The sequence below is a fragment of the Caballeronia sp. Sq4a genome, from assembly GCF_023170545.1.
Taxonomy (GTDB): Bacteria; Pseudomonadota; Gammaproteobacteria; order Burkholderiales; family Burkholderiaceae; genus Caballeronia.
The window spans coordinates 1998068-2024387 of the sequence record NZ_CP084250.1; the positions used below are offsets into that span (position 1 = coordinate 1998068).

At 65.6% G+C, this 26320-nt stretch carries 25 protein-coding genes and 2 tRNA genes; 16 read left to right on the top strand and 11 right to left on the bottom strand.

Annotated features, from left to right (window positions below; genetic code table 11):
• Nucleotides 1-292: 292 nt before the first annotated feature.
• From LDZ24_RS09505 to LDZ24_RS09530, 6 genes are all read left to right on the top strand, one after another.
• Nucleotides 293-3613, top strand: a complete 3321-nt coding sequence (locus tag LDZ24_RS09505; RefSeq protein ID WP_248320254.1) for an Rne/Rng family ribonuclease — start codon at nucleotides 293-295, stop codon at nucleotides 3611-3613.
• Between the two features lie 190 nt (nucleotides 3614-3803).
• Entirely contained in the window at nucleotides 3804-4910 is a 1107-nt protein-coding gene (gene moaA / locus LDZ24_RS09510) for a GTP 3',8-cyclase MoaA (protein ID WP_248320255.1), read from the top strand.
• A gap of 85 nt (nucleotides 4911-4995) precedes the next feature.
• Nucleotides 4996-5550, top strand: coding sequence for a molybdenum cofactor guanylyltransferase MobA (gene mobA / locus LDZ24_RS09515; protein ID WP_248322325.1), 555 nt, complete (start codon nucleotides 4996-4998; stop codon nucleotides 5548-5550).
• 100 nt (nucleotides 5551-5650) lie between these two features.
• On the top strand, nucleotides 5651-6952 hold the full coding sequence (glp, locus tag LDZ24_RS09520) for a gephyrin-like molybdotransferase Glp (RefSeq protein WP_248320256.1): 1302 nt from the start codon (nucleotides 5651-5653) through the stop codon (nucleotides 6950-6952).
• An 84-nt stretch (nucleotides 6953-7036) separates the two neighbouring features.
• Complete coding sequence (locus tag LDZ24_RS09525; RefSeq protein ID WP_049655276.1) at nucleotides 7037-7312, top strand: hypothetical protein; 276 nt, start codon at nucleotides 7037-7039, stop codon at nucleotides 7310-7312.
• Nucleotides 7309-7797, top strand: coding sequence for a GNAT family N-acetyltransferase (locus LDZ24_RS09530; protein WP_248320257.1), 489 nt, complete (start codon nucleotides 7309-7311; stop codon nucleotides 7795-7797). The genes LDZ24_RS09525 and LDZ24_RS09530 overlap by 4 nt, the downstream gene beginning before the upstream one ends.
• A 7-nt stretch (nucleotides 7798-7804) precedes the next feature.
• On the opposite strand, the gene LDZ24_RS09535 is transcribed toward LDZ24_RS09530, so the two are convergent.
• From LDZ24_RS09535 to pncB, 5 genes are all read right to left on the bottom strand, one after another.
• The gene (locus LDZ24_RS09535; protein ID WP_248320258.1) at nucleotides 7805-9262 is read right to left on the bottom strand and encodes a DNA recombination protein RmuC; all 1458 of its coding nucleotides are present in this window, start codon (nucleotides 9260-9262) and stop codon (nucleotides 7805-7807) included.
• Nucleotides 9259-10239, bottom strand: a complete 981-nt coding sequence (locus tag LDZ24_RS09540; RefSeq protein ID WP_248320259.1) for a D-glycerate dehydrogenase — start codon at nucleotides 10237-10239, stop codon at nucleotides 9259-9261. Before LDZ24_RS09540 ends, LDZ24_RS09535 begins: the two co-directional genes overlap by 4 nt.
• A 9-nt stretch (nucleotides 10240-10248) precedes the next feature.
• Complete coding sequence (locus LDZ24_RS09545; protein WP_248320260.1) at nucleotides 10249-11658, bottom strand: sodium:proton antiporter; 1410 nt, start codon at nucleotides 11656-11658, stop codon at nucleotides 10249-10251.
• 5 nt (nucleotides 11659-11663) lie between these two features.
• On the bottom strand, nucleotides 11664-12335 hold the full coding sequence (locus LDZ24_RS09550) for a lactate utilization protein C (RefSeq protein WP_248320261.1): 672 nt from the start codon (nucleotides 12333-12335) through the stop codon (nucleotides 11664-11666).
• 130 nt (nucleotides 12336-12465) lie between these two features.
• A complete protein-coding gene (gene pncB, locus LDZ24_RS09555) occupies nucleotides 12466-13656 on the bottom strand; it encodes a nicotinate phosphoribosyltransferase (protein ID WP_206466729.1) in 1191 nt (396 codons plus the stop codon).
• Nucleotides 13657-13931: 275 nt separating this feature from the next.
• Between pncB and fdxA the strand changes: the two genes are divergently transcribed.
• The 4 genes from fdxA to lpxO all read left to right on the top strand — a co-directional run bounded on the left by fdxA (nucleotide 13932) and on the right by lpxO (nucleotide 15663).
• Complete coding sequence (fdxA, locus tag LDZ24_RS09560) at nucleotides 13932-14255, top strand: ferredoxin FdxA (RefSeq protein ID WP_175944513.1); 324 nt, start codon at nucleotides 13932-13934, stop codon at nucleotides 14253-14255.
• A gap of 145 nt (nucleotides 14256-14400) precedes the next feature.
• Nucleotides 14401-14476: transfer RNA gene (locus LDZ24_RS09565), tRNA-Asn, on the top strand.
• Nucleotides 14477-14540: 64 nt separating this feature from the next.
• Nucleotides 14541-14616, top strand: a tRNA-Asn gene (locus LDZ24_RS09570).
• 144 nt (nucleotides 14617-14760) lie between these two features.
• A complete protein-coding gene (gene lpxO / locus LDZ24_RS09575) occupies nucleotides 14761-15663 on the top strand; it encodes a lipid A hydroxylase LpxO (RefSeq protein ID WP_175944515.1) in 903 nt (300 codons plus the stop codon).
• Here the strand turns inward: lpxO and LDZ24_RS09580 are convergent.
• From LDZ24_RS09580 to LDZ24_RS09590, 3 genes are read right to left on the bottom strand one after another with little or no spacing between them, the layout of a single operon-like run.
• Nucleotides 15657-16238, bottom strand: coding sequence for an LUD domain-containing protein (locus LDZ24_RS09580; RefSeq protein WP_248320262.1), 582 nt, complete (start codon nucleotides 16236-16238; stop codon nucleotides 15657-15659). The two genes, lpxO and LDZ24_RS09580, sit on opposite strands and share 7 nt — an antisense overlap.
• Complete coding sequence (locus LDZ24_RS09585; protein ID WP_175944519.1) at nucleotides 16235-17626, bottom strand: lactate utilization protein B; 1392 nt, start codon at nucleotides 17624-17626, stop codon at nucleotides 16235-16237. The genes LDZ24_RS09580 and LDZ24_RS09585 overlap by 4 nt, the downstream gene beginning before the upstream one ends.
• Entirely contained in the window at nucleotides 17623-18366 is a 744-nt protein-coding gene (locus LDZ24_RS09590) for a (Fe-S)-binding protein (RefSeq protein ID WP_248320263.1), read from the bottom strand. The genes LDZ24_RS09585 and LDZ24_RS09590 overlap by 4 nt, the downstream gene beginning before the upstream one ends.
• A 119-nt stretch (nucleotides 18367-18485) precedes the next feature.
• On the opposite strand from LDZ24_RS09590, the gene LDZ24_RS09595 reads away from it, so the two are divergent.
• From LDZ24_RS09595 to LDZ24_RS09620, 6 genes are all read left to right on the top strand, one after another.
• Nucleotides 18486-19256 carry a FadR/GntR family transcriptional regulator gene (locus LDZ24_RS09595; protein WP_248320264.1) on the top strand — a complete coding sequence of 257 codons (771 nt, stop codon included), beginning with the start codon at nucleotides 18486-18488 and terminating at the stop codon, nucleotides 19254-19256.
• A 285-nt stretch (nucleotides 19257-19541) separates the two neighbouring features.
• On the top strand, nucleotides 19542-20021 hold the full coding sequence (locus LDZ24_RS09600; protein WP_248320265.1) for a CreA family protein: 480 nt from the start codon (nucleotides 19542-19544) through the stop codon (nucleotides 20019-20021).
• A 154-nt stretch (nucleotides 20022-20175) separates the two neighbouring features.
• Entirely contained in the window at nucleotides 20176-21024 is an 849-nt protein-coding gene (locus LDZ24_RS09605; protein WP_248320266.1) for an AraC family transcriptional regulator, read from the top strand.
• Between the two features lie 141 nt (nucleotides 21025-21165).
• Nucleotides 21166-21843, top strand: coding sequence for an AzlC family ABC transporter permease (locus LDZ24_RS09610; RefSeq protein WP_248322326.1), 678 nt, complete (start codon nucleotides 21166-21168; stop codon nucleotides 21841-21843).
• Entirely contained in the window at nucleotides 21840-22163 is a 324-nt protein-coding gene (locus tag LDZ24_RS09615) for an AzlD domain-containing protein (protein ID WP_175944529.1), read from the top strand. The genes LDZ24_RS09610 and LDZ24_RS09615 overlap by 4 nt, the downstream gene beginning before the upstream one ends.
• Nucleotides 22164-22304: 141 nt before the next feature.
• Nucleotides 22305-23069 (top strand): DUF4088 family protein, encoded by a 765-nt coding sequence (locus LDZ24_RS09620; RefSeq protein ID WP_248320267.1) that lies wholly within the window; start codon nucleotides 22305-22307, stop codon nucleotides 23067-23069.
• Nucleotides 23070-23081: 12 nt separating this feature from the next.
• On the opposite strand, the gene LDZ24_RS09625 is transcribed toward LDZ24_RS09620, so the two are convergent.
• The 3 genes from LDZ24_RS09625 to LDZ24_RS09635 form a co-directional block, all read right to left on the bottom strand.
• Nucleotides 23082-25205 carry an ATP-dependent helicase gene (locus LDZ24_RS09625; protein WP_248320268.1) on the bottom strand — a complete coding sequence of 708 codons (2124 nt, stop codon included), beginning with the start codon at nucleotides 25203-25205 and terminating at the stop codon, nucleotides 23082-23084.
• Nucleotides 25206-25322: 117 nt separating this feature from the next.
• The gene (locus LDZ24_RS09630) at nucleotides 25323-25583 is read right to left on the bottom strand and encodes a hypothetical protein (RefSeq protein WP_248320269.1); all 261 of its coding nucleotides are present in this window, start codon (nucleotides 25581-25583) and stop codon (nucleotides 25323-25325) included.
• A gap of 85 nt (nucleotides 25584-25668) precedes the next feature.
• On the bottom strand, nucleotides 25669-26070 hold the full coding sequence (locus LDZ24_RS09635; RefSeq protein WP_248320270.1) for a hypothetical protein: 402 nt from the start codon (nucleotides 26068-26070) through the stop codon (nucleotides 25669-25671).
• Nucleotides 26071-26320 lie beyond the last annotated feature (250 nt).

A 26320-nucleotide genomic window follows, 5' to 3' on the forward strand; every position in this document is an offset into this window, starting at 1 on the left:
GCTTTCCGTGCGTCCATTTCGAGACGCGGAAAGCCCCGCGCCGCCGTTCGTCCTTGCCACGGGCCGCATCGCCTCCGCGCGCTGCCGTTGTCGCATGTGCCCCTTGGCCCGGCCGCCGCATTCGTCGGCCCGATGCCAGCTTTCGGCAATTCTCCCGCCTAAAATCCGCTCCGGCGTGCTTTTGTGACAACACAAAAAGCGTGGCACGCCCACCCTCCCGCTTCGCGCCGATGTTCGAATCCGCGCCGATTCGCCAGACGAGGAAGGGTCAAAGCCGCTCTGGAGCCGTTCAATGAAACGCATGCTGTTCAACGCGACGCAGCAAGAAGAACTGCGCGTCGCCATCGTCGATGGACAGAAGCTCATCGACATCGACATCGAAACCGCCGGGCGCGAACAGCGCAAAGGCAACATCTACAAGGGAGTCGTCACCCGCATCGAGCCGTCGCTCGAAGCCTGCTTCGTCAACTACGGCGAAGACCGCCACGGTTTTCTGCCGTTCAAGGAAGTCGCCCGCCAGTATTTCCGCGACGGCGTCGAGATGCGCTCTGCGCGCATCCAGGACGCACTCCGCGAAGGCCAGGAACTCATCGTTCAGGTCGAAAAGGAAGAGCGCGGCAACAAGGGCGCGGCGCTGACCACGTTCATTTCGCTGGCCGGCCGCTATCTGGTGCTGATGCCGAACAACCCGCGCGGCGGCGGCGTGTCGCGCAGAATCGAAGGCGACGAGCGGCAGGAACTGCGCGAAACCATGGCGCAGCTCGAACTGCCGGAAGGCATGAGCATCATCGCGCGCACGGCGGGCATCGGCCGATCGGCGGAAGAGCTCCAGTGGGACCTGAACTACCTGATGCAACTGTGGCGCGCGATCGAAGCCGCGTCGCAGAGCGGCGTCGCCGGCCAGCCGATGCTCATTTATCTCGAATCGAGCCTCGTCATCCGCGCGATTCGCGACTACTTCCAGCCGGATATCGGCGAAATCCTCATCGACACGACCGAAATCCATGACCAGGCGCGCGCCTTCATGGATATCGTGATGCCCGACAACCTGCAAAAGGTGAAGCGCTATCACGACGACGTGCCGCTCTTCTCGCGCTTCCAGATCGAGCATCAGATCGAAACGGCGTACTCGCGCACGGTGCCGCTGCCCTCGGGCGGCGCGATCGTGATCGATCACACCGAGGCGCTCGTCGCCATCGACGTGAACTCGGCGCGCGCCACCAAGGGCGCGGATATCGAGGAAACCGCCACGCGCACCAATCTCGAAGCCGCCGACGAAGTCGCGCGCCAGTTGCGCCTGCGCGATCTGGGAGGCCTGATCGTGATCGACTTCATCGACATGGAGTCGGCCAAGAGCCAGCGCGAAGTCGAGCAGCGCCTGAAAGACGCGCTCAAGCACGACCGCGCGCGCGTGCAGATGGGCAAGATCTCGCGCTTCGGCTTGATGGAACTGTCGCGTCAGCGCCTGCGTCCGGCACTGTCCGAAGGCAGTCACGTGACCTGCCCGCGTTGCAACGGCACGGGCCATATTCGTGATACCGAGTCGTCCGCGCTGCAAGTGCTGCGGATCATTCAGGAAGAAGCGATGAAGGAAAACACCGCGGCAATTCATTGCCAGGTGCCGGTCGAGGTGACCGCCTTCCTGCTGAACGAAAAACGCTCGGAAATCAACAAGATCGAGTCGCGCTTCAAGGTAAACGTCGTTCTGATTCCGAACAAGCATCTGGAGACGCCGCACTACAAGCTGGAGCGCCTGCGTCACGACGATGCGCGTCTGGACGACCCGCGCGCCTCGTGGAAGATGGCCGTCGAAGCGGCGAGCGAACTCGAATCCGAGACCGGCTACAGCAAGCGCGCCGAGGAAGTGAAGCCGAAGCAGGAAGCGGCGGTCAAGGGCATCACGCCCGAGAAGCCGGCGCCGAGCGCGCCGGTCAAGCCCGCGCCTGTCGAGGCCGCGCCCGCGCCCGCACCGACGCCGGTGCCGGCGACCGGCGGTTTCATCGCGTGGATCAAGAACCTCTTCGGCATTCAGCCGGAAGTGAAGCCTGCGCCGGCGCCCGTCGAAGCGCAGCCGGCAGCGCGCCCGCAGCGCGAGCGTTCGGAACGCGGGGAGCGCGGCGAGCGCACGGGCGGCGGCGACCGCAATCGCAATCGTCGCGGCGGCGCGGGCCGTGAAGGCGCGGCCGCCAATGGCGCGGCGACGACCGGCAACGGTGCGAGCCGTCAGCCTGCGCGTCGCGAAGATCGCGAAGGACGTGGCACGCGTGAAGGCCGCGAGCCGCGCGAAGCTCGCGAAGGACGCGAAGGCCGTGAACTGCGCGAAGTCCGCGAGCCGCGCGAAGCCCGGGAACCGCGCGAGGCGCGTGAACCCCGCGAGACGCGCGAACCGCGTGAGGCCCGCGAACCGCGTGAGACTCGCGAGCCGCGTGAACCGCGCGAGCCGCGTGATCGCGGTCAGGAACGTGGCGCCGAGCGCGCACCGCGTCCGGAAGCGGCCGAGCGTCAGGAACGCCGCGAGCGTCCGGACCGTGGCGAGCGCGCCGAACGGACGGAGCGTGCGGAGCGCCCCGAACGCGCTGAGCGCCGCAAGCCGCAGCCGGAAGCCGCCGTCGAAGCATTGACGCAAGGCGAGACGGCAGCATCCGAGATGGCGGACACCACGCCGCTCAATGCCGACGCTTTGCCGCAAGACATCGACGCCCTCTCCACCGATCAGGCCGCAGCCGCGCGCGAAGGCGAAGAGCGCCGTCGCCGCCGCCGCGGTCGCCGTGGCGGTCGCCGTGATCGCGATGAAGAAGGCATGACCGTGAATCACGCCGCCGACGTCGCGGAAGCCGAAGGCGCAGCCGAAAGCACGTCGGCGCAAGCCGGTGTCTTCGACGCCGAAGCCGCGCAGGAAGCCGCCGCACGCCGTGAAACGCGTCCGGTTGCAGCCGAGTCGGCGCCGGTTGCGGACAGCCGCCAGGCGCAGCCGCAGGAAGCCGCGCCGGCCGCGCAAGCCGAGCCTTTGCAAGCGAGCGAAGAAGCGAAGGCAGAAGCCAACGCGGATTCCCAGCCTGCGCCGGACATCTTCGCGAAGCCCGCAGCGGCACCGGCCGTCGAGAACCCGTTCGGGCCGTCGCCGAAGGTCGCGGAAACGAAGCCGGTCGATCCGTTCGCGCCGGTGGTCGTCGACGAGCCGAAGCCCGTCGAAGCCGCGAGTCAGGCGGAAACGGCGCCGGAAGCGCCCGTTGTCTCCGAGCCGGTGAAAACCGCCGCGATCGCTTCGACGCCGGCTGCAACCGCCGTCGAGCCGATCCAGTCGGAAGCCGCGCCGATGGCGCAGCCGAAAGCGGCGATCGAGCCGCAGGTTCCCGTCGTATCGGAGCCGGCGAAGCCTGCCGCGACGCAACCGACGCCCGCCGCATCGTCGACGGGAACGGACGCGTTGAAGCCGATGCTCGACACCGCCGGCCTCGTCTGGGTGAACACGGACGCCGACAAGATGCGCGCGGCGAACGCCGCCGCCGCGCAGGAACCGGCGCCGGTGCGCGTGCCGCGCGAGCGCAAGCCGCTCCCGCCGCTCGATACCGCCCCGATGCAACAGGTGGAAACCGGCAAGAGCGCGCATTGACCGGGCGCGCGGCCACTTGTCGGGCCGCGCGATGTAGCACGCAAAACGCCATCGGCCTCAGGTCGATGGCGTTTTTTCTTCCGGCACTAGTGGAAAGCCCGGTCCGCCGAGCCTTGGCCGTGGCCGGCCGGATTCGCGCGCTTCCGCTAGAATGGGCTGCTTGCCTATTCGACCGAAGTCCCGAGCAACCATGTCCCGACGCATCATTCCGTTAGCCGATGTCAGCGCGATCCCGGATTTTTCCGGCGCCGCCGCAGCGCCATCCGGCTTGCTGACGGACACGCTCGCGCGCCCTCTGCGCGACTTGCGAATCTCAGTCACGGATCGCTGCAACTTCCGCTGCGTCTACTGCATGCCGCGCGACGTGTTCGACAAGGACTATCCATTCTTGCCGCATTCCGCGCTGCTGTCGTTCGAGGAAATCGAGCGGCTCGCACGCGTGTTCGTCGCGCATGGTGTCGAAAAAATTCGCCTGACGGGCGGCGAGCCACTGCTGCGCAAGAACATCGAATTTCTGATCGACCGGCTCGCGCAACTGCGCACGCCCGAGGGGCGGCCGCTCGACATCACGCTCACGACCAACGGTTCGCTGCTGGCGCGCAAGGCGCGGTCGCTGAAGGACGTGGGCCTCTCGCGGGTCACGGTCAGCCTCGATGCGCTCGACGACGCCCTCTTTCGCCGCATGAACGACGCCGATTTCGCCGTAGCCGACGTGCTGGAAGGCATCGCGGCGGCGCAAGCGGCCGGTCTCGCGCCGCTAAAGGTCAACATGGTCGTCAAGCGCGGCACGAACGACCAGGAAATCGTGCCGATGGCGCGCCACTTCAAAGGCAGCGGCGTGGTGCTTCGCTTCATCGAATACATGGACGTCGGCGCGTCCAATGGCTGGAACATGAGCGAAGTGCTGCCGTCCGCAGAGGTGGTCGAGCGCATCGCGGCGCACTTCCCGCTCGCGCCGCTCGAAGCGCACACCGCCGCCGAGACTGCGCAACGCTGGGGCTATCGTGATGGAAGCGGCGAAATCGGCGTGATCTCGAGCGTCACGCGCGCCTTCTGCGGCTCGTGCACGCGCGCCCGGCTCTCCACCGAAGGCAAGCTGTATCTGTGCCTCTTCGCCTCCGCGGGCCACGATCTGCGCGCCCTCATTCGCGGCGGCGCGAGCGATGAAGACGTGGCCACCGCCATCGCCCGCATCTGGGAAGCGCGCGGCGACCGCTACTCGCAGTTGCGCGGCAGCGCGTCGGCGGCCTCGCGGGAAGACGGTCCGCGCGTAGAAATGTCGTACATCGGCGGCTGAGTTTTTTCACGTGATCGCGACTGCGCGCGCCGCTTCGGCTTCGAACGTCACCGGGCTCGTGCTCGCGGGCGGGCGCGGCTCGCGCATGGGCGGCGTCGACAAGGGCATGCAGCCGTTTCTCGGCGAACCGCTCGCGCTGCACGTACTGCGCCGCCTCGCGCCGCAAGCGAGCGCCATGCTGATCAGCGCCAACCGGAACATCGAGGCGTATTCGAAACTTGCCGCGCCGTTCGGCGCCCGCGTGATCGCGGACACGCTCGGCGACTACCCCGGCCCGCTCGCCGGCATCGCGGCGGCTTTGCGCGCGGCGCACACGGAGTTCGTGCTGATCGCGCCGTGCGACGCGCCGTTCGTCGATGAACGGCTCGGCCTGCTGCTCGGCGAAGCGCTCGACGCCGAAAACGCCGACATCGCCTATGCCGCGACGATCGAACCGGCCGGCGAACGCATCGCGCATCCGGTTTTCGCGATTCAGCGCGCCTCGCTCGCCGACGATCTCGACGCCCGGCTCGCGGCCGGCGAGCGCAAAGTACGCGCGTGGTACGCGCGCCACAAGGCGGTGCAAGTGCCATTTCACGAGGATCGCGCGTTTTACAATATTAATGATTTACGCCAGCTAGCCGAGCTGGAGCGCCGGTAAAGAGACGCGGGCGCTCGCACAGCGTTGCGCCAGCCCACCGGCGGCCTTTCGTCACGCGGCGTCTGCCGCTTCTCGCGCACGTCGCGCCTCACGCCAGTTCATGACCACGTTGAAGCCACTGTCCGGTTGCGTCGCTCACTACGATCCGAATGCGTTGCCCGTCGAGGCGGCGCAGGAAATCGTGCGTCAATGGGCGATGCCGCGCGGGCAGGCGCAGGTGGAGCGCGTCGCCCTCTTCGATGCGCTGAACCGCGTGCTCGCCGCAGACGTCATCTCGCCCATCGACGTGCCGGCGTTCGACAACTCCGCGATGGACGGCTATGCGTTCTCCGGCGCGGCGCTCGCGTCGGCAACGCAGTCTTTGACGCTCGAAGTCGCGGGCGCCGCGCTCGCCGGCCGGCCGTTCGCGGGTCGCCCGACGCCGAGCGAATGCGTGCGCATCATGACCGGCGCGCTGATGCCGGAGGGCTCCGATACCGTCGTGCCGCAAGAACTCGTCGCCCGCGAAGGCGACGCGATTCGCTTTCCCGCCGACGCCGTCCGCGCGGGCCAGAACCGGCGTCTGTCGGGCGAAGACCTCGCGCGCGGCAAGCCGGCGTTGCGCGCGGGCCGTATCGTGCGCGCGTCCGATCTCGGCTTGCTGGCGTCGCTCGGCATCGCGGAGGTCGACGTGCACAAGCGCCTCGTCGTCGCGTTCTTCTCGACGGGCGACGAACTGCGCTCCGTCGGCGAACCGCTGACGCCCGGCACGCTGTACGACAGCAATCGCTACACGCTTTTCGCGATGCTGCGCCGGCTGAATGTCGAAACCGTCGATCTGGGCATCGTTCGCGACGATCGCGCGTCGCTCGAAAAGGCGCTGCGCGAAGCGACGGAAGCGGCGGACGTGGTCATCAGCTCGGGCGGCGTGTCCGTGGGCGACGCCGACTTCACGCGCGAACTGATGAACTCGCTCGGCGACGTGGCGTTCTGGAAGATCGCGATGCGCCCCGGACGGCCGCTCGCGTTCGGCCGTCTGTGGTCCGGTCCGCGTGCGGGCACCGGCAAGTCGGCGCTCTTCTTCGGCTTGCCGGGCAATCCGGTCGCGGTCATGGCGACCTTCTACTTCATCGTGCGCGAGGCGCTCATCGCAATGTCCGGCGCGACGCGGCACGAACCGATCGTCATCCGGGCGCGCTGCAGCGAGCCGATCCGAAAGCGCGCGGGCCGCACCGAGTTTCAGCGCGGGATCGCCACGCGCGACGGCAACGGCCAGTGGAGCGTCGTGACGACGGGCCCGCAAGGCTCGGGCGTGCTGAGTTCGATGAGCGAGGCGAACTGCTTCATCGTGCTGGAACACGACCGCGCCGATACCGACGCGGGCGACGAAGTGAACATCGTGCCGTTCGACGGCCTCATCTGACAGCGAACAGTCAATAGCGAACTCATCATGCGCGAAGCCGCGGCGACCCACATTCCAACTATCGATAGACGGGGTTCTCCTCCCATGAAAAAGCAGATCTCATCCATCGCACCGGGACAGACGGCCAAAGCGCTGATCCTCGTGTATCTGACCTTCAGCGTGCCGATCGTGCTGCTCGGCGTCGTGGTCGCATTCGTGCGCTACGGCTCGGTCGAGGTGAGCACGGTCACGAGCGCGCTGCTCCTCAACGCGATTCTCGGCTTCGTGCTGCTGTGGATTGCCTGCCACGCCTATAACTGGGTGGCGTCGCGCTTCGGCGGCATCGAAATCGTGTTGTCCGACGCACCGGAAGAAGCATGAGCGCCGCGTCCATTCGCCCGGCCACGCCCGCCGACATCGGCGCCATCTACGGCCTGATGCTCGAACTCGCGGAGTTCGAGAAGCTCACGCATCTCTTCGTCGCGACGCAGGACGGCTTGCGCGACGCGCTCTTCGGCGCGCGCCCGGCAGCGGAGGCGCTCGTCGCGGAGCAGGCAGGCGAAGTCGTCGCCTATGCCCTCTTCTTCCACAACTTCTCGACCTTTCTCGGCAAGCGCGGTCTCTATCTCGAAGACCTCTACGTGCGCCCTGCGCTGCGCGGCAGCGGCGTAGGCACGATGATGCTCAGGAAACTGGCCGCGCTCGCCGTCGAGCGTCAGTGCGGACGCTTCGAATGGTCGGTGCTCGACTGGAACCAGAACGCCATCGACTTTTACGAGAAGATGGGCGCGACGGTGCTGCCGGACTGGCGTGTAGTGCGCATTACCGGCGATTCGCTGGATCGCCTCGCGGACGGCGCGGCCTGAGCGCGATTCATAGCTCGTCGTCACTTTCCGGCGACGACAGATCTCCGAGCACGCCTGCCGCCTTCTCGTGCGGCAGCGCCTCCACGTCGCGCAGGCGCTTGCCCATCTGACGCGTGCGCGTCTGCGCCGCCTCGATCGACCGGGTGACGGTTTCCAGTTGCGCCTTGGTGCGCGCGAGCACGTCGCCGAACTTGCCGAACTCCGTCTTCACCGCGCCGAGCACTTGCCACACTTCGCTCGACCGCTTCTCGATGGCGAGCGTCCGGAATCCCATTTGCAGGCTGTTGAGCAAGGCGGTCAGCGTCGTCGGGCCAGCGACGCTCACGCGGTACTCGCGTTGCAAGAAGTCGCTCAGGCCCGGACGGCGCAGTACTTCGGCGTACAAGCCCTCGGTCGGCAGGAACAGCAACGCGAAATCCGTCGTATGAGGCGGCGCGACGTACTTCTGCGCGATCGCCCGGGCCTCAGCGCGCAAGCGTCCTTCGAGCGCACGCGACGCTTCTTCCACCGCGACGGGATCAGCGCGCTCCTGCGCATCGATGAGACGCTCGTAGTCCTCGCGGGGAAACTTGGCGTCGATGGGCAGCCACACCGGCGTCGCGACATCGCCCGATGAACCGGCGATACCCGGCGCGTCGTGCCGGCCCGGCAGCTTGATCGCGAACTCGACGCGTTCGTTGCTGTTCGGCACGGTCGCGACGTTCTTCGCGTACTGATCGGGCGTGAGCAACTGCTCGAGCAGCGATTCGAGCTGCACTTCGCCCCAGATGCCGCGCGTCTTGACGTTGGTGAGCACCTTCTTCAGGTCGCCGACGCCCGCAGCCAGCGACTGCATCTCGCCCAGCCCGCGATGCACCTGCTCCAGCCTTTCCGACACCAGCCGAAACGATTCGCCGATCCGCTGCTCCAGCGTCGCGTGCAGTTTCTCGTCGACCGTGCGGCGCATTTCTTCGAGCTTCGCGGCGTTGTTCGCTTCGATGTCCTTAAGGCGCGCTTCCAGCGTCGCGCGCACTTCCGCCAGACGCCGGTCGTTGGCTTCCGAAAGTTGCGCGAGATGCAGCGTCATGGAATCGGCGAAACGCTTGAGCGCGTTGCTCTGATCTTCGCGCGCCTGCTGGCTCTGCTGCGCGAGTTGCTGGGCGAGCGCGTCGAACTGCGCGTTCTGCACGCTCGACGTGCTCGCCAGTTGCGTCGCGAGCGTTTGATGGAACTGCGCGAAGCCGCCCTGCGATTCCATGCGCGAGACGCGTGCGTGCTCCGCGATATCGCCGCGCAGTCCGCGTTCGAGCCGCTCCTGCGCGCGCGCATGCGCTTCGCCCATGTCGTTCACGCGATCGGTGAGCGCCGCGAATTCCTCGTCGATATCGACAGACGCGCCACGCCGCATGACAGCGACGAGGGCGATCAACGCAATGACCAGCGCGACCGCCAGCAAAGCGATTGCGCCGTACAGCAATTCGATCATGAGCCGAGCACGCTGGGGTTGATCGGATTTGGCGGATTGCCTGCGCGCGGGCCTTCGCCCAGCGCGGCGATCAGATTGTCCGCGGCGAGATTCGCCATCGCGCGACGCGTGGTCTCCGTCGCGCTCGCGATATGCGGCGTGAGCACGACGTTCTCGAGCGCGAGGAAACCGGGATTCAGATTCGGCTCGCCTTCGAACACGTCGATGCCCGCTGCCGCGATGCGCTTCTCGCGCAGGGCTTCGATCAACGCCGCGTCATCGACGATTCCGCCGCGCGCGATGTTCGTCAACGTGGCCGTCGGCTTCATCAGCGCGAGCTCGGCCGCGCCGATCGTGTGGTGGCTTTCCTTCGAGTACGGCAGCACGAGCACGACGTGATCCGCGCGCTTGAGCAGATCTTCCTTCGACGCATATTCGGCATTAAGCTGCGCCTCGATCTCGGGCGCGACGCGCGAGCGGTTGTGATAGATCACGCGCATGTTGAAGCCGCTCGCACGCCGCGCGAGCGCCTGCCCGATGCGTCCCATGCCGATCACGCCGAGCGTCGAGCCGTACACGTCGACGCCGAGAAACGAATCGTAGGACCACTTCTGCCACTTGCCCGCGCGCAGAAAGTGCTCCGATTCGGTGACGCGGCGCGCCGCCGCCATCATCAGCGCCCAGCCGAAATCGGCGGTGCTTTCGTTGAGCACATGCGGCGTGTTGGTGCCGAGCACCTTGTGCGCGTCGAACGCCTGCATGTCGAAGTTGTTGTAGCCGACCGCCATGTTGGCGACGACCTTCAGGTTCGGCGCGCCCGCCAGTTCCTTCTCGCCGACCATCTCGCCGGCCGTGAACGCGCCGTCCTTATCGGCGAGCCGGCGCGCAAACTCGTCTTGCGGCAGCACGTCGCCCAGGTTCACGTCGACTTCGAAATACTGTTTCAGGCGCTCGATCACGTCAGGAAACGTAGGGCGAGCCACAAGCACTTTCTTCATCTCATGCTCCTAGAAAAATAGCCAGCCGGTGACGGCGAAAAGCGGCAACAGCACGACGCACGACCAGCCGAGGTAGCCGAAGAAGCCCGGCATGCGCACGCCGCGCGATTCCGCGATCGCCTTCACCATGAAATTCGGCGCATTGCCGATATATGAATTCGCGCCCATGAACACCGCGCCGGCCGAAATGGCGGCGAGCGTCGTGGCGCCCGTGGTCATCAGCGTGTCTGCGTCGCCGCCCGCGAGGTTGAAGAACACGAGGTAAGTCGGCGCATTGTCGAGGAACGACGAGAGCAGCCCTGTCGCCCAGAAATAGGCGAGATGAGCAGGCTCGCCGTTCGCATCCGATACCGCGCGCACGATCCCGGCGAACGCGCCCGCCTCGCCGGCGCGCAGGATGGTGATGACCGGAGCGATGGTGACGAAGATGGCCGCGAAGAGCTTGGCGACTTCGATCATCGGCGCCCAGTTGAACGCGTTGCCCGCGCGGGCGCGCTTGGGCGTGAGCGCGAGCGAGGCAAGGAGCACGACGACGAGCGCCGCATCGCGCACGACGTTCTGCAACGCGACGTGCGTGCCGAATACATCGAATGCGACGCCCGGCTTCCACAAGCCGCTCATCAACACGAGCCCGATGATGACCGCGAGCAGTACGAAGTTGATGGTGCCGTCGACGCCGAGCGTGGGCGTATCCGGCGTCGGATCGAGAAACGGCCGCCGCGACTCGCCTTTGCCATGCCAGAAGTAGCTGTCGAGCGCGTAGAAAAGCGCGAGCAGCACGCCGCAGACGAAAAGTGTCGGCAGCGCGAGATGCAGCGTCGTCCAGAAGAAATCGACGCCGTTCAGAAAGCCGAGAAAGAGCGGCGGATCGCCGAGCGGCGACAGCGAGCCACCCGCATTCGCCACCAGAAAGATGAAGAACACCACGACGTGCGCGACATGCTTGCGATTATCGTTGGCCCGCAAGAGCGGACGGATCAGCAGCATGGCCGCGCCCGTCGTGCCCATGATGCTGGCGAGCGCGGTGCCGAGCGCGAGCAACGCAGTGTTCACGCGCGGCGAGCCGTGCAGATTGCCGCGCACGCAGATGCCCCCCGCCACCGTATAGAGCGCGGCGAGCAAGATGATGAACGGCACGTACTCTTCGAGCATCGCGTGGACGAGCACGCCGAACGCCGTGCCGATGCCGAACGCGAACCCGAACGGCACGAGGAACGCCAGCGCCCACGCCGCCGCGATCTTGCCGAAATGGTGATGCCACAGTTTGCCGGCGACGAGCGGAAACACCGCGATGGACAGCAGGATGCCGATGAACGGAACGCCCCACGCCGCCGACAGCGAAGCGCCGTCGAGCGCGGCGGCCGAAGCGTCAGAGATCGCGCAAAGCGATAGCAGAAAGCCCCAAACGAAACGCGGCACTGTCCCTACGCTCCCCGCACGATGATGGCGTGGACACGATACGGGCCATGCGCGCCGAGCACGATGGTCTGTTCGATATCGCCGGTGCGGGACGGCCCCGACACGAAGTTCACGGCGCGCGGCAACTCTCCCCGTTCGGCGCGCATCAGCGCGAAGGCGTCTTCGTGCGCGGCGACGATGCGCGACGCCGGCACAATGGCGATGTGCGTCTGCGGCAGAAGCGCGCCGGACGCGGGCGTCTCCGGTCCCGACAGCAGCACGATGGAGCCGGTCTCCGCTGCCGCGCAGAAGCAGCCGGTGATGCCGACGAGGTCCGCATCGACGGGCTTGCGCAGCGACGCGGCGATGCCCGCTTGCATCCACGGCAGATCCGCGAGCGCGGGCCACGCGACGACATCGCGCGAAAGGCCGAGCGCGTCGAGATAGCGCGCCGCTTCGGCGGCCGCATCGGCGAGCGCCTCGACTTCGGCGACGCTCGTCGAGAGTCGCTCCGCTTCCAGACGAAAACGCGCGATCAGCTCGTCGCGCGTGGCGGGAAGCGGCGGGCGCGGACCGGCGGGATGCCGCGCGAGATACTCGTCGACGGCGGCACGCTCGGCCTCGGTCGGCGCGCCTTTCCTGCCCTGCGCGCTGCGAATGCGCGCGAGAATGTTGCGGCGCGCGGCCGATGTGTCCATAGTGCCGTCCTCGTCGATGCATGCGTGGAGAAGTCGCGGCGATAAATCCGCGACGTGAAGCTGAAACCGATTATATCGACCGGTCCGCGCGTAACGGACCTCGGCCGAACGGCATAGGCCGCGCGCGGTGTCAGCTTTCCTCGACCGGCTGCTCGATGCCGAACACCTGACGCAAGTAAGCGAGATACGCCTTGTCGTCGCACATGTTCTTGCCGGGCGAATCGGAGAGCTTCGCCACCGGCTGGCCGTTGCAGCGGACCATTTTGATGACGATCTGCAGCGGCTGATAGCCGAGATCGTTCGTGAGATTAGTGCCGACGCCGAACGCAAGCTGACAGCGGCCACGGAAACGCTCGTAGAGTTGCAGCACCTTGGGAATGTCGAGCGCGTCCGAAAAGACGAGCACCTTCGTGCGCGGATCGCAGCGATTTTCTTCGTAATGCCGGATGAGGCGCTCGCCCCAGTCGAACGGATCGCCCGAATCGTGACGCGCGCCGTCGAAGAGCTTGCAGAAGTACATGTCGAAGTCGCGCAGGAACGCCTTCATGCCGTATACGTCCGACAGCGCGATGCCGAGGTCGCCGCGATATTCCTTCGCCCACATCTCGAAGCCGAAGATCTGCGAATCGCGCAGGCGGGGTCCCAACGCCTGACACGCCTGCAAATACTCGTGCGCCATCGTGCCGAGCGGCCGCAGGCCGTGCTTCATCGCGTAGAACACGTTGCTCGTGCCCGCGAACTGCGCGCCGAGCCGCTCCTTGAGCGTCAGCACCACTTCCTCGTGCCACTGCTTCGAGAAACGGCGGCGCGTGCCGTAATCGGCGATCTTGCAATCGGAATACTCGGGCGGCGTGGCGAGCAGTTTGATCTTGTCGCGCAGCCGCTCGCGTCCGGTCTCGTACTCCGGCTGACGCTGCGTGTTGCGAAAGTAGACTTCGTTGACGATCGCGAGCACCGGAATCTCGAACAGGATCGTATGCAGCCACGGCCCTTCGATCAGAATGTCGATCTCGCCGTTGTTCTTCGGCGACGGCGAAATCTGGATGGACTTCTCGTTGAGATGAAAGAGCGCGAGAAAGTCGATGAAATCGCTCTTCATGAAGCGCATGCGCCGCAGATAGTCGAGCTCTTCTTCACGGAAGCGCAGATTGCAGAGCTGGCGCACTTCGTCGCGAATCTCGTCGATGTACGGCACGAGATCCACATTCGGCGTGCGGCAACGGAAGCGATACTCCACGTGCGCAGCCGGGAAGTGATGCAGCACGACCTGCATCATCGTGAACTTGTAGAGGTCGGTATCGAGCAGCGAATTGATGATCATGGTTTGGCTGGAACATCGAGCGATGAGACCGCGCGCCGTCTTGCCGCGGCGTGCCTTGGGGCCATGTTACCCGAATGCGCGGACCGGCAAGACGCTCGCCGACCGTTTTTGGCAACCGCGCATACATACATTCCAAAACGATATAAGGCACGTTCCGCGGCGGTCGCGCCCGTTTTGACCGTTACGCTACAATATGCGTTTCGGCGCGCGTACCCGCATTGGCCCACGCAGGCTGCCGGACGCCGCCCCCACGAATTCCGCATGCAGGAGCCTGAATGACTCACGTTGTGACCGAAAGCTGCATCAAGTGCCGCTACACCGACTGTGTGGATGTGTGCCCGGTGGATTGCTTCCGTGAAGGTCCCAACTTTCTCGCGATCGATCCTGACGAGTGCATCGACTGCGCCGTGTGCGTGGCCGAATGCCCGGTGAATGCCATTTACGCCGAAGAAGACGTGCCCGGCGATCAGCAGCAGTTCATCGAACTGAATGCCGATCTCGCGCGCAACTGGCCGAGCATCACGAAGACGAAGGCGCCGCTGCCCGAAGCCGACGAATTCAAGGACGTGAAGGACAAACTGAATCTGCTCGAGCGTTGAGGCGAACGGGCGTCCTTCTACGGTCAGCTTCTGTGATCAGCTTTAGGACGAGTTCGCATCGCTGCAAAAAGGTGTTTCGAGTGAAGAATCGGCGTTGACAGGGTAAGAGACGCTCCCTATAATTCCGCTTCTCTGCTGTAGATGTTCCCCGATAGCTCAGTCGGTAGAGCGCCGGACTGTTAATCCGTAGGTCCCTGGTTCGAGCCCAGGTCGGGGAGCCAAAAAATTCAGCAAAGCCCAGTCAACTTACTGGGCTTTTTATTCAGTTTGCACTGTTGTAGATGTTCCCCGATAGCTCAGTCGGTAGAGCGCCGGACTGTTAATCCGTAGGTCCCTGGTTCGAGCCCAGGTCGGGGAGCCAAAAAGTTCCAAGCAAAAAGCCCAGTCATGCGACTGGGCTTTTTGCTTTCTGGGCTGCGGTTTCAGCAGACACTGCGTTTCCGTTCGATAATTCCGTCACGTTTTGTTGACGTTAACGGCGACAGTGACGCAAGGGGAACCGCAGATGCGCTGGCTGATTCTCATGCTGTTTATCGCGTGTGCCGCGTACACGCACTGGCGGGGCAAGGTCCGCCACGGCTTCTTCCGGCAGCTATCCGACCACTCGACGTTCATGTCGCCGGTGAACGGCTTTGTGTATCTCTTCTCGCGCGTGCCGTCCACGCCGTATCTTCACCCTTCCCTGTTTCCGGATCTCGCCCCCATCAAGGCGCACTGGCAGACGATTCGCGACGAAGCCCTCGCCTTGCACGAAGCGAGCAAGATCCAGGCGGCCGGCGCATACAACGACATTGGTTTTAACTCGTTTTTCCGACGCGGCTGGCGGCGCTTTTATCTGAAGTGGTATGACCGGCCGCATCCGTCGGCGGTCGCGGTCTGCCCGAAGACGCTCTCGATTCTGCAGAACATCCCGAGCGTCAAAGCCGCGATGTTCGCCATGCTGCCGCCCGGCGGGACGCTCACACTGCATCGCGATCCGTATGCCGGGTCGCTGCGTTATCACCTCGGGCTCGTGACGCCGAACGACGACGGCTGCGCCATCGTCGTGGACGGCGAGCGCTACTCGTGGCGCGACGGCGAGGAAGTCGTCTTCGACGAAACCTATCTGCACTGGGCCGAAAACACGACGGACAAAGACCGCATCATTCTGTTCTGCGACATCGAGCGGCCGATGAAATACCGCTGGGCGCAGGCGGTGAACAACGCGGTCGGCGGCTTTCTGATGCGCGCGGCCGCCTCGCCGAACGAAACCGGCGACCGCACGGGCGGCCTGAATCGCGCGTTCAAGTATCTCTATTCGATCCGGCTCGTCGGCAAGCGGCTGAAGGCGTGGAACCGGACCGTGTACTACATCGTGAAGTGGCTGCTGTTCGGCGGCATCGCGGTGGCTATTTTCTGGCGCTACTGAATCCACACGACGGTCAGCGAGCGCACGCCCTGCGCGCCGCGAATCAGCACGCCTTCGATATCCGCCGTCGCGGACGGGCCCGTGACTAGCACGGCATAGCGCGCCGACTGGAAGTCGGGCCGTCGATACACCTGCTGCAAGCCGTCGACGAGTTGCGCGGGATCGAGCAGCACGACGAGATGCTGCACGAGATAGCCGATCGAATTGACGACGTACTCGTCTTCGCTGAACCAGACGGACCCGGTCTCCGCGACGCCGAAGCGACCGCGCACGACGCCCACATCGACATCTTGCAGCGACGCGGGAGGCGTCTCGCGCGACAGCGTACGCGTGCCTTCGATGCCCGGCACGGCGGAGGCCACCACCGCATCCGCGCCGAAGCGCGCGGCGATCATTTCTTTGACTTCGTCGAGGCTGTGCGCGTGCGCCGTCGTGCCGCCCATCGCGGTCAGCGCGGCGATGAAGCGCGTCTGCAGGTCGCCTTCGGGCGACGGGAAAATCGGCAGTTCGGGGCGCGGACGCGCTGCGGGCTGCGCGGCGCGAATCTTCGCGAGAAAGGCATCGCGGGTCGTCATTTGGCGGGCTTCCGGTTCTTCTTGTACCACTCGTGAAAGGTCTCGGCCGGCGCTTCGGGCAAGTCGCGCCCGCGGCCCCAGATGTTGAGCGGGTTGTACAGCACGAAGTTCGGCAGCCGCTTCAACGCGCCGCCGAGCGACGCGACCGTCGCGCGGTAAAGCGTCGGGCTCGCGAGCAGACGCCCCGCCATCTTCAGCACTTCCTGCTTCACGAACGGCACTTCGTGACGCTCCGCGATCACCGCGCGCCACTTGTAGATCTGCTCGTGGATGTTGACCTTCGTCGGGCAGACGTTCGTGCAACTGCCGTTGAGCGTGGAGGCGAACGGCAGACTGCTGTAGCGCTTCAGGTCGTAAGTCGGGTTGATGATCGCGCCGATCGGCCCCGAGTATGTGCCGCCATACGACAGCCCGCCGCTTCGCCGATACACCGGACACGTGTTCATGCACGCGCCGCAGCGGATGCACTTGAGCGAATACCAGAAGTCTTCGAGCGCGAGCCGTTCCGAGCGTCCGTTGTCGACGAGGATGAAGTGCATCTCCGTGCCCGGCCGCGGCGCGCGAAAGTGCGACGTGTACTGCGTGATCGGCGAGCCGAGCGCGCTGCGCGAAAGCATGCGCACGAACACGCCGAGATCGGCGATGGTCGGAATCAGCTTCTCGATGCCGATGGACGCGATATGCAGCGGCGGCACGTTCGCCGAAAGATCCGCGTTGCCCTCGTTCGTGCAGACGACAACCGTGCCCGTCTCCGCGACCGCGAAGTTGCAGCCCGTCATGCCCGCCGTCTTTTCGCGCACGAAGTACGGCCGCGTGTTCATGCGCTGGCTTTCCGCCAGATAGTGGATGTCGCTGTTCTTCGGATCGGTGCCGATGGTCTTGCCGAAGAGTTCGGCCACGTCCGCGCGCAGCTTGTGGACGGCCGGCACGACCATATGGCTCGGGTCCTGATGATCGAGCTGCTGGATGCGCTCGCCCAGATCGGTTTCCATCACCGTGATGCCGCGCGGCTCCAGATAGTCGCGCATGTAGCACTCGTCGGTCAGCATCGACTTGCTTTTGACGAGCGTGGTCATGCCGCGCTCGCTCATCAGCTTGTAGACGAGCGCGTTGTGCTCTTCCGCGTCCGCCGCGAAATGCACGACGACGCCGTTTTTCTCGGCCTGATCCGCGAACTGCGCGAGGTAATCCGCGAGATGAGACAGCGTGTGTTCCTTGATGCCCGATGCCAGATTGCGCAGCGTTTCCCACTCGGGAATGCCGTGCGCCTGCGCGTCGCGCTTCGAACGCAAGTCCCAGAGACGCTTGTCGTGAAACGCCACGTGGTCGGCTTTCTGCAGGAACGCGCCCGCAGCCTTCGCGTGATCGATGCGAACGGTCTTCGTCATGCCCGCGCTCCGTTCAGAACCTGCGCAATGTGGATGAACTTCGCGTCGAGCTTCATGCGCTCGGCGCAGCCCTGCTGATGCATGAGACACGACATGTCGCCCGAGACGATGTACTCCGCGCCCGCGCCGATGTGGTCGCGCACCTTGTCCTGGCCCATGCGCACGGACACGGCCTCTTCGGTGACGGAAAACGTGCCGCCGAAGCCGCAGCATTCATCGGGCCGCGCGGGCGAGACGAACTCGATGCCCTTCACGCGTTCGAGCAATGCGCGCGGCTTCGAATACGGCGCGCCCGCGACTTCCGAGTTCGACGTCTCGCGCAGATGCCGCACCGCGCTGCAACTGTTGTGCAGGCCGACGCGATGCGGAAACTCGGCCCACGGAAAGTCACGGACTTTCAGCACGTCGTGCAGGAACTCGACCAGTTCATAGGTGCTTTTGCGCACCTTCTGGACCGCGCTCGTCTGCTCGATGGCCGTGAAGTGCTCGCGCACGTGATGCGTGCAACTCGCCGACGGTCCGACCACGTAGTCGTAGTCCGCGAAGTTTCGGGCGAACACGCGCTCCGCGCCGGCCGCGTCCGCGTGCGCGCCGCTATTGGCCATCGGCTGGCCGCAGCATGTCTGATCCTGCGGATAGTCGACATCGAGGCCGAGCCGCTCCAGCAATTCCAGCGTGGCGATGCCGATCTGCGGATAGAACGCGTCGATGAAACAGGGGACGAAAAGGGCAACTTTCATGGTGCTCGCTTGGCGGACAGTCCGCGTTGGTCAGCTTGGTCTGACCAAGACTTTAGGGACGCGGCGCTTTCGTGTCAAACTAGGGTAATCCAAAGCCTCTCGCCGTGTTGCTCCGACCGATGACCTTTCAGCCCGTCCACTCGCACGCCTACGCCCGCGTGCGCCTCTCCGATGTCGTGTCCGGCCAGATTCGTCAACTGATCTCGAACGGCACCCTGCTGCCCGGCCAGCGGCTGCCCGCAGAGCGCGATCTCGCGGAGCAATTGAACGTGTCGCGGCCGTCGCTGCGCGAGGCACTCATTCGTCTCGAATCGGACGGATTCATTCGCGCGGCGGGGCGCGGCGGCTTCGTCGTGTCGGACGTGACGGCGCCGCTCGTCTCGCATCCGCTTGCCGCACTGCTCGAACAGCAGCCCGACGCGAGCGCCGACGTGCTCGAACTGCGTCACGGCTTAGAGACGCTCGCCACGGCCTACGCCGCCGAGCGCGCCACCGATGCCGATCTCGCGCGCATCGCCGCCGCGTTCGATGCGCTGCAAGCCGCGGTCGAGCAAAGAAGCACGCGCATCGCGGAAAAAGACGCCGCCTTCCATCTCGCCATTGCCGATGCGACGCACAACATCGCGCTGACGCACGTGATGCACGGCCTGAACGAAGTGATGCGCGAGTCGATGCTCACGTCGCATCGCCTGGTCGATTACGACGACGCCGTGGAAGCCGACTTACTCGCGCAACACCGCGCAATGCTCGATGCCATCGTGGCGCGCGATCCGGCCCGCGCGCGCGACTGCGCAGGCGCGCATCTGGACTACGTGCGCGCGCTGTATCGCGACCGGCCGGCGAAAAAATCGCGCGACGGCGTATCTCATGATGGCATGACGAATCCGTAACGCCGCCGTAAGACCCGATAGGACAGCGCCTACACGCATTTCGGACGCGCACCGCTAACGCGGGCCTTCACGGTCCGCGATACTGTAACCGTCGAAAACAAACATGCGCAAGGAGGACGATATGCCTTACCTACTCGGATGGCTGCTCGGTGTGCCGGTCGTGGTGCTGGTGATCCTTTACCTGATCTTCCATTGATGCCGGCGCCGCAGGCAGCAGAAGAATCGAAGAGACCGAAGGGCGTCGTTACAATACGACGCCCTTTTCCTTTCATGCGTGGGATTTCGATGAAGCGCACCGCACCGTTCGTTCTGAGCGCATCGCTCCTGTCTCTTCTCGGCGCGGGCATCTCGCATGCCGAGGAAATCGCGAGCGTCAATACCAATTTCCGCTTCACCGGCTCCGACCGCGTGAGCGTCGAGGCGTACGACGATCCGCTCGTCTCCGGCGTGACCTGCTATGTGTCGCGGGCGCGCACGGGCGGCGTGAAGGGCACGCTCGGCATCGCGGAAGACCCGACCGAGGCGTCCATCGCCTGCCGTCAGGTCGCGCCGATCAAGATCGCGCAGCCGCTCAAGCAGAAGACCGATGTCTTCACGGACCGCATGTCGTTCATCTTCAAGACGCTGCATGTCGTGCGCATCGTCGATACGAAGCGCAACACGCTCGTGTACCTGACGTACAGCGACCGCGTCGCGAGCGGCAGCGCGAAGAACAGCGTCACGGCGGTTCCGGTGCCAGAAGGCACGACGATCCCGGTCAAGTGAGCGAGCCGCGTCGTCGCGGGCCGCACGAGTGCGGCGTTGTCGGCCGCATTCGACGCCATCCGGCAGCAGCAGCCAGAATGCACTCGCCGCGCTTTGCGCCGCGCGATGAAGCGGTAGACTGAGCAATTCGCCGTTCAAATCAGCGCATCCACCGATGACCGCCCCACGCTTTCGCAACGCCGCGCGTTACTGGCGCTCGCCGCTCGTGCCGGACGCGGACATGGTCACCGCCGAGTACTACGATCACGCGTTCACGCCGCACTGGCACGACGCGTACACGGTGCCTGTCATCGAAGCGGGCGCGGAGTGTTACGACTATCGCGGCTCGCATCACGTGGCGGAAGCGGGATCGGTGCCAGTCATCAATCCCGGCGAGCTGCATACCGGCGCGCGGGCCGTCGATGCCGGGTGGCGTTATCGCGTGTTCTATCTGCCGGTGCCGTTCGTGGAGGCGCTCGCGCGTGAACTGTCGCCGCGCGCGGCTTCGCCGTGGTTCTCGACCGACATCATCCACGACGACGATCTCGCGCGCCGGCTTTTGCGCGCGCACCGGGCGCTGGAAAGCCTGACGAACGATGCCACAAACGACGCCACCCGCGCCGATCCGCTCGCCGCTGAGACGGCGCTCGTCGATGCCGTAACGACGCTGCTCGCCCGGCACGCGCTGCAACGCCCGTCGTGCGGGCCGCCCGCCGCGGATGCCGCCCGCGTCGCCACGATGAAATCCCGCCTCGCCGACGATCTGCTCGAACCGGTCACGCTCGCCGAACTGGCGCGCGTCGTCGGGCTTTCGACCTTTCACGCGGCGCGGCTTTTCACGCGCGAAACGGGGCTCGCGCCGCATGCGTGGCGCAATCAGTTGCGTATCGCGCGGGCGCTGCCGGCGTTGCGCGCGGGGGCGTCGATCGCGGAGGTGGCGGCCGCGAGCGGCTTCACCGATCAGAGCCACTTCACGCGGCATTTCAAGCGGGCATTCGGGGTCGCGCCGGGGCGCTGGCGGTGAGTGGGCGGCCGCCACCGCAAGAACGTACAAGCTTTCGCACGCACGCCGCCTTATCCTCCGCGAATCAGGAGGACGATCTTGAACGCACCATCCGGCAACGCCTGGCGGGAACTCGCCGCCGGCGCTCGCGACACCATTCCGATGATGATCGGCGCCGCGCCCTTCGGCGTGATTTTCGGCACGCTCGTCACGGCGAGTCCGCTCACGCTCTGGCACGGCCAGTTGATGTCGCTCGCGGTCTTCGCGGGCTCGGCGCAGTTCATCGCGGTCGGCATGATCGCGGGACACGCGAGCTTCGCCGTCATCTGGGCGACGACCTTCGTCGTCAATCTGCGCCATGTGCTCTATTCGGCGACGCTCGCGTCCTACGTCGCTCACTTGCCCGCGCGCTGGCGCTGGGCGCTGGCGGGCCTTCTGACGGACGAAGTGTTCGCCGTCGCCTACGCGCACTATCGAGCGCGCGCGCCGGGCGAAACAGGGCCGCACTACTTCCTCGGCTCCGGCCTCGCGATGTATGCGAACTGGCAAGCGTGGACGCTCATCGGGCTCTTCTTTGGCGCGGCGTTTCCGGGGCTCAAGTCGCTCGGCCTCGATTTCGCGATGGTCGCAACGTTCATCGCCATCATCGTGCCGCAACTCGTGGCGCTGCGCTTCGTCGCGGCGGCGCTGGCCTCGGGCGTGCTGTCGTTCGCCTGGCAAGGCTGGCCGTACAAGCTCGGGCTGCTCGCGGCCGTGCTCGCCGGCGTCGGCGTCGGCTTGCTGCTGACGCTCATCGAACCGAAACCGCGCATGAAAGACGCCAAGGAGCGCGCGCAATGAACTACGTCATCCTGATTGTCGGCATGGCGCTCGTCACGTATCTGATCCGGGCCGCGGTGTTCGTGCTCGGCGAGCGGCTGTCGTTTGCGCCGGTCGTGCGCACGGCGCTCGGCTTCGTGCCGGTGACGGTGCTCACCGCGATCATCGTGCCGATGACGGTCTCGCCGCACGGCAACGGCGCCGAGCTGACGTGGCGCAATCCGCAACTGATCGCGGCGTTGGCGGCGATCGCCGTCTGCGCGCTGACACGCCGCGCGCTCCTGACGATCGCCGTATCGCTCGGCGTGTTCTTCGTCTGGCAGCTCGTCGTGCTGCGCTGAACACCCAAGCGAGGCGCCTTTCTAGAGCCCTCAAGTTTCCGGCCGCTCCGCCGTTATCTGAAACGAACGGACTCCGCCCGCGCGGCAGGCCGACAGCACTTCCCGCCATCGGGCCAGCCGAGCGCGGAACCGGAAACCGACATGCGTCAAATCACTCTTTCGTTGCGCGATGAAACGATCGCGTCGCTGAATCGCGACTTCGAGGCGTTCCTGCGTCTGTCGCTCAAGCTCGACCCGCAGTTCGTCACGCCTTCGTTCGAGGACTTTCTGCGCGCGAAGCTGCTCGACAACGACACGCCGCTCACCGAGCAGGCCGTGCAGCGGATGCTCACGCACGGCCAGTATGCGTGGGCGAAGCGCGCGCTCGACAAGGAGTTCCCGGATGTCGTCGAAATTCTGATCCGGCAGGCGGCCGAGCACGGCTTCGCGTTCGCGATCCGCTCCGACTGGAGCGCCGAGGATCTGGTGAAAGCGTCGCGCGAATGGGCGACGGCCATCGTCACCGAAGCCAAGGGCGACGCCTCGCAGGTGGACGTGCTCGCCTCGCAGATCAAGTCGGCGGCGGTGGATATTCGCGAAGTCGAGCAGAAGATGCAGACGCCCGCCTGGCGACTCGCCGATTCGCTGCGCCAGCGCGTCTTCGATGCGAAGATCGCGGTCGAAACGAACGTCGGGTCCGCTGCGCGCGAAAAGCTCGGCGAACTGCGCGCGCTGCTGAGGCTGGGCATCTTCTACGGATCGATCCAGAAACAGGAAGCGCAGCAACTGCTCGAGTATCTGCGCTCGATGCGGCCGGAGCTTTTCGTCGACGAACCCTACGACGGCTTCACGCGCTTTGCGGCGTGGCTGCGCAGCATTTTCGGCAGCGCGCCGCGCGTGCCGCGAGCCTCGCGCGCCTCGCGCTGAGCGAGCGCCGCCTTACTCCCACATTCCCTTCAGCCGCGCGGCGATATCGATCTTCGCTTTCGCCGCCGCGGCGAGCCCCGCCGCCGTCGGCGCGGCCGCGACCGGCACCGGCGGCCATGCGCCTGCCTCGAAGTGCTGCATCAGTTGCGGCGGAATGAAACGCGTGCGCTGCGCCCAGACGTGGCGATCGCCCAGATTCGTCTGGTTGTGCACGTAGAAACGCTGCGGCGTGACGATGTGCAGATCTTCTTTCGCCCGCGTCATCGCGACATACAGCAGGCGGCGCTCTTCGTCGATTTCCTCGTCGCTGCCCGTGCCCATATCGGACGGAATGCAGCCGTCCACGCCGTTCAGCACGAACACGTTGCGCCATTCCTGCCCTTTCGCCGAGTGGATGGTCGAGAGAATCAGATAGTCCTCGTCGATGAGCGGTACGCCGGACTCGTCGCTCGTCGCGTCGGGCGGATCGAGCGTGAGCTCGGTCAAGAAACGCTCGCGCGTCGGGTACGTGGACGCGATGCTTTCCATCTGCAACACGTCGCCGATGCGGATAGCCGCGTCTTCGTGATTGCGTTCGAGGTGCGGCTCGTACCAGCGGCGAATCATTTCGAATTCAGCGGGCCACGGCGATTCGCGGCCGCACAGCTTGGCCATGAGCGCGACGAAGCGCGGCCAGTCTTCGCTCGCCCGCGCGGGCGCGCCGAACGCGGCGATCGCAGTCGGCGCGCGCTCGGCCTGCGCGACGCTATCCAGCAGACGCCCGGCAATCGCCGGCCCGATGCCCGGCAGCAGTTGCGCGACGCGGAAGCCCGCGACGCGATCGCGCGGATTCTCGGCCCAGCGCAGCACCGCGAGCACGTCTTTCACGTGCACGGAATCCAGAAACTTGAGGCCGCCGAACTTCACGAACGGAATGTTGCGCCGCGTGAGCTCGATCTCGAGTGTCGCGCTGTGATGCGCCGCGCGAAAGAGCACCGCCTGCGACTTCAGCTTCATGCCGCCCTCGCGCGCCTCCAGCACCTTTTCGACGACATAACGCGCCTGATCGGCCTCGTCCGCGACCGAAACGACGCGCGGCCTTTGCGCCGATGCCTTGTCGGTCCACAGATCCTTCGTATAGCGCTCAGTGGCAAGCCCGATTACCGCGTTCGACGCTTCGAGAATCGGCTGCGTCGACCGATAGTTGCGGTCGAGCGTGACGGTCGCCGCAGGCGGGTCGAAGTGCTGCGGAAAGTCGAGGATATTGCGCACCGTCGCGCCGCGAAACGAATAGATGGACTGCGCGTCGTCGCCCACGACGGTCAGGCCGCGACCGTCCGGTTTCATCGCGAGCAGGATGGTGGCTTGCAGGCGGTTGGTGTCCTGATACTCGTCGACGAGCACGTGGTCGAAGCGGCTCGACAAGTCGGCCGCGATGCTCGGCTCGGCGGCGAGGTGCGACCAGTAGAGCAGCAGGTCGTCGTAGTCGAGGACGCTTTGCGCCTGCTTCGCGCTCACGTACGCGGCGAAGAGGCGCTTAAGGTCCGCTTCCCACTCGCGACACCACGGATACGCCTGATCCAGCACGGTGGCGAGCGACACGCCCGTGTTGACGACGCGCGAGTAGATGGCGAAGCAGGTGGATTTGGCGGGAAACCGCTTCTCTTTCGACGACAGCCCGAGCTCGTGGCGCACGAGGTTCATCAGGTCGGCGGAGTCTTCGCGGTCGTTGATGGTGAACGACGGCGCGAGGCCGACGAGATCGGCGTAATCGCGCAGCAGCCGCGCGCCGATGCCGTGAAACGTGCCGGACCACGTGAGCCCCTGCGCGATGGCGCTCTTGCTGCCGAGCGCGTTCGTCGCGATGCGCGTCACGCGCCGCGTCATTTCGAGCGCCGCGCGGCGCGAAAACGTCAGCAGCAGAATCCGGTGCGGATCCGCGCCCTTCACGAGCAAATGCGCGACGCGATGCGCGAGCGTGTTGGTCTTCCCCGAGCCCGCACCCGCGATCACGAGCAACGGACCGCCGCAGCGCCCCGGCGCGTCGACGCCGAATTCGACCGCCCGGCGCTGCGCATCGTTGAGCTTGGCAAGATAGGCGGCGACGTTCTCCGAGGAGGCGTCGGCGGTGGCGGTGTCGTCCGGAAGGGTCAGCACAGAGGAAAGCGGGCGTCGAAAGAAGTGACGCACACTGTATATCCATACAACCCGCGCACGCAAGTCTTTGCCGCGGCACGTCTTTCTTTTGACCGGCCGCGGCTTGCGGGCAGTGGCTTAGTCGGCCTTCTTGGCGTCCTTCAGATTGGCTTTGGCGGCGGCTTCATTCGCCTCCGATTGCGCTTCGGTCTTCTTCTTGTCCGCCTTCGCCTGCGCGACGGCGGCGTCCTTGTCGGCTTCGGCCTGCTTCTTCGCGGCCTTCTTGTCGGCGTGGGTCGGCGCGTCGCTCGTCGATTGCGCGAAAGCCGGTGCCGCGCTCACGCTCGTCAGCGCGCCCGCGATGAGCGCAGCCAGCAATGTATGGGTGCGTCGATTCATGGCGTCCTCCGTGTGGTCGTTAGTGTGGTCGTTGTGTTCCTACCGCGAAGCCGGAGACACCGAGGCTTCGCGGCGCTCTAGGCGATCAGTGCTGCTCGCCTTCATCCTTCGGCGTGCGGTCGGTCGCGGCGTTCAGGTCGTCCTTCGCGGCGGCCTTGTCGGCCTTGCGGTTGATCTTCGCATTGCGGACCTGCTCCTTATACTGCTGCTTGGCCTGCTTGTCGGCAGCCTTCATCTCCGCCTTCGACGCCTTCTTCGACGCGCGATATTCCGCATTGGCCTGCGCGTCGGCGTTGCGCTTCTGCACGAGCGGATCGGTCGGTGCCGGCGCGACCACGTTTTGCGGCGGCGGCGACACTTGCTGCTGCACCTGCATCGGCGCCTGGCCGGGAGCCGAGTCCGCCGGTTGAGCGGTTTGCGCCTGCGCGCCGGTGGCAGCCATCGCGGCGAAAGCGGCGCCGATCATCAGAATTCGAGCCTTAGTCATGAGCTTGTCCTCTCTGGGTGTGTCCGCCAAACGCGTTCGACAACTTGGAGCGCGATGACGCGACTTGTCGGTTAGAAGATGACCGAAGCTGCATCGATCAAACGTACAGACCGGCCGGACGACGCGCGAGTTTCTCGAAACGGGTCATTGTTACCGGCGGTTTCACTTCGCTACATGTGCTTAATCCGGCGAAACGAACGGTCGATCGTGTAAGAGCACGCAGTGTGCCCGGATGATGTCCCGCGCTGGT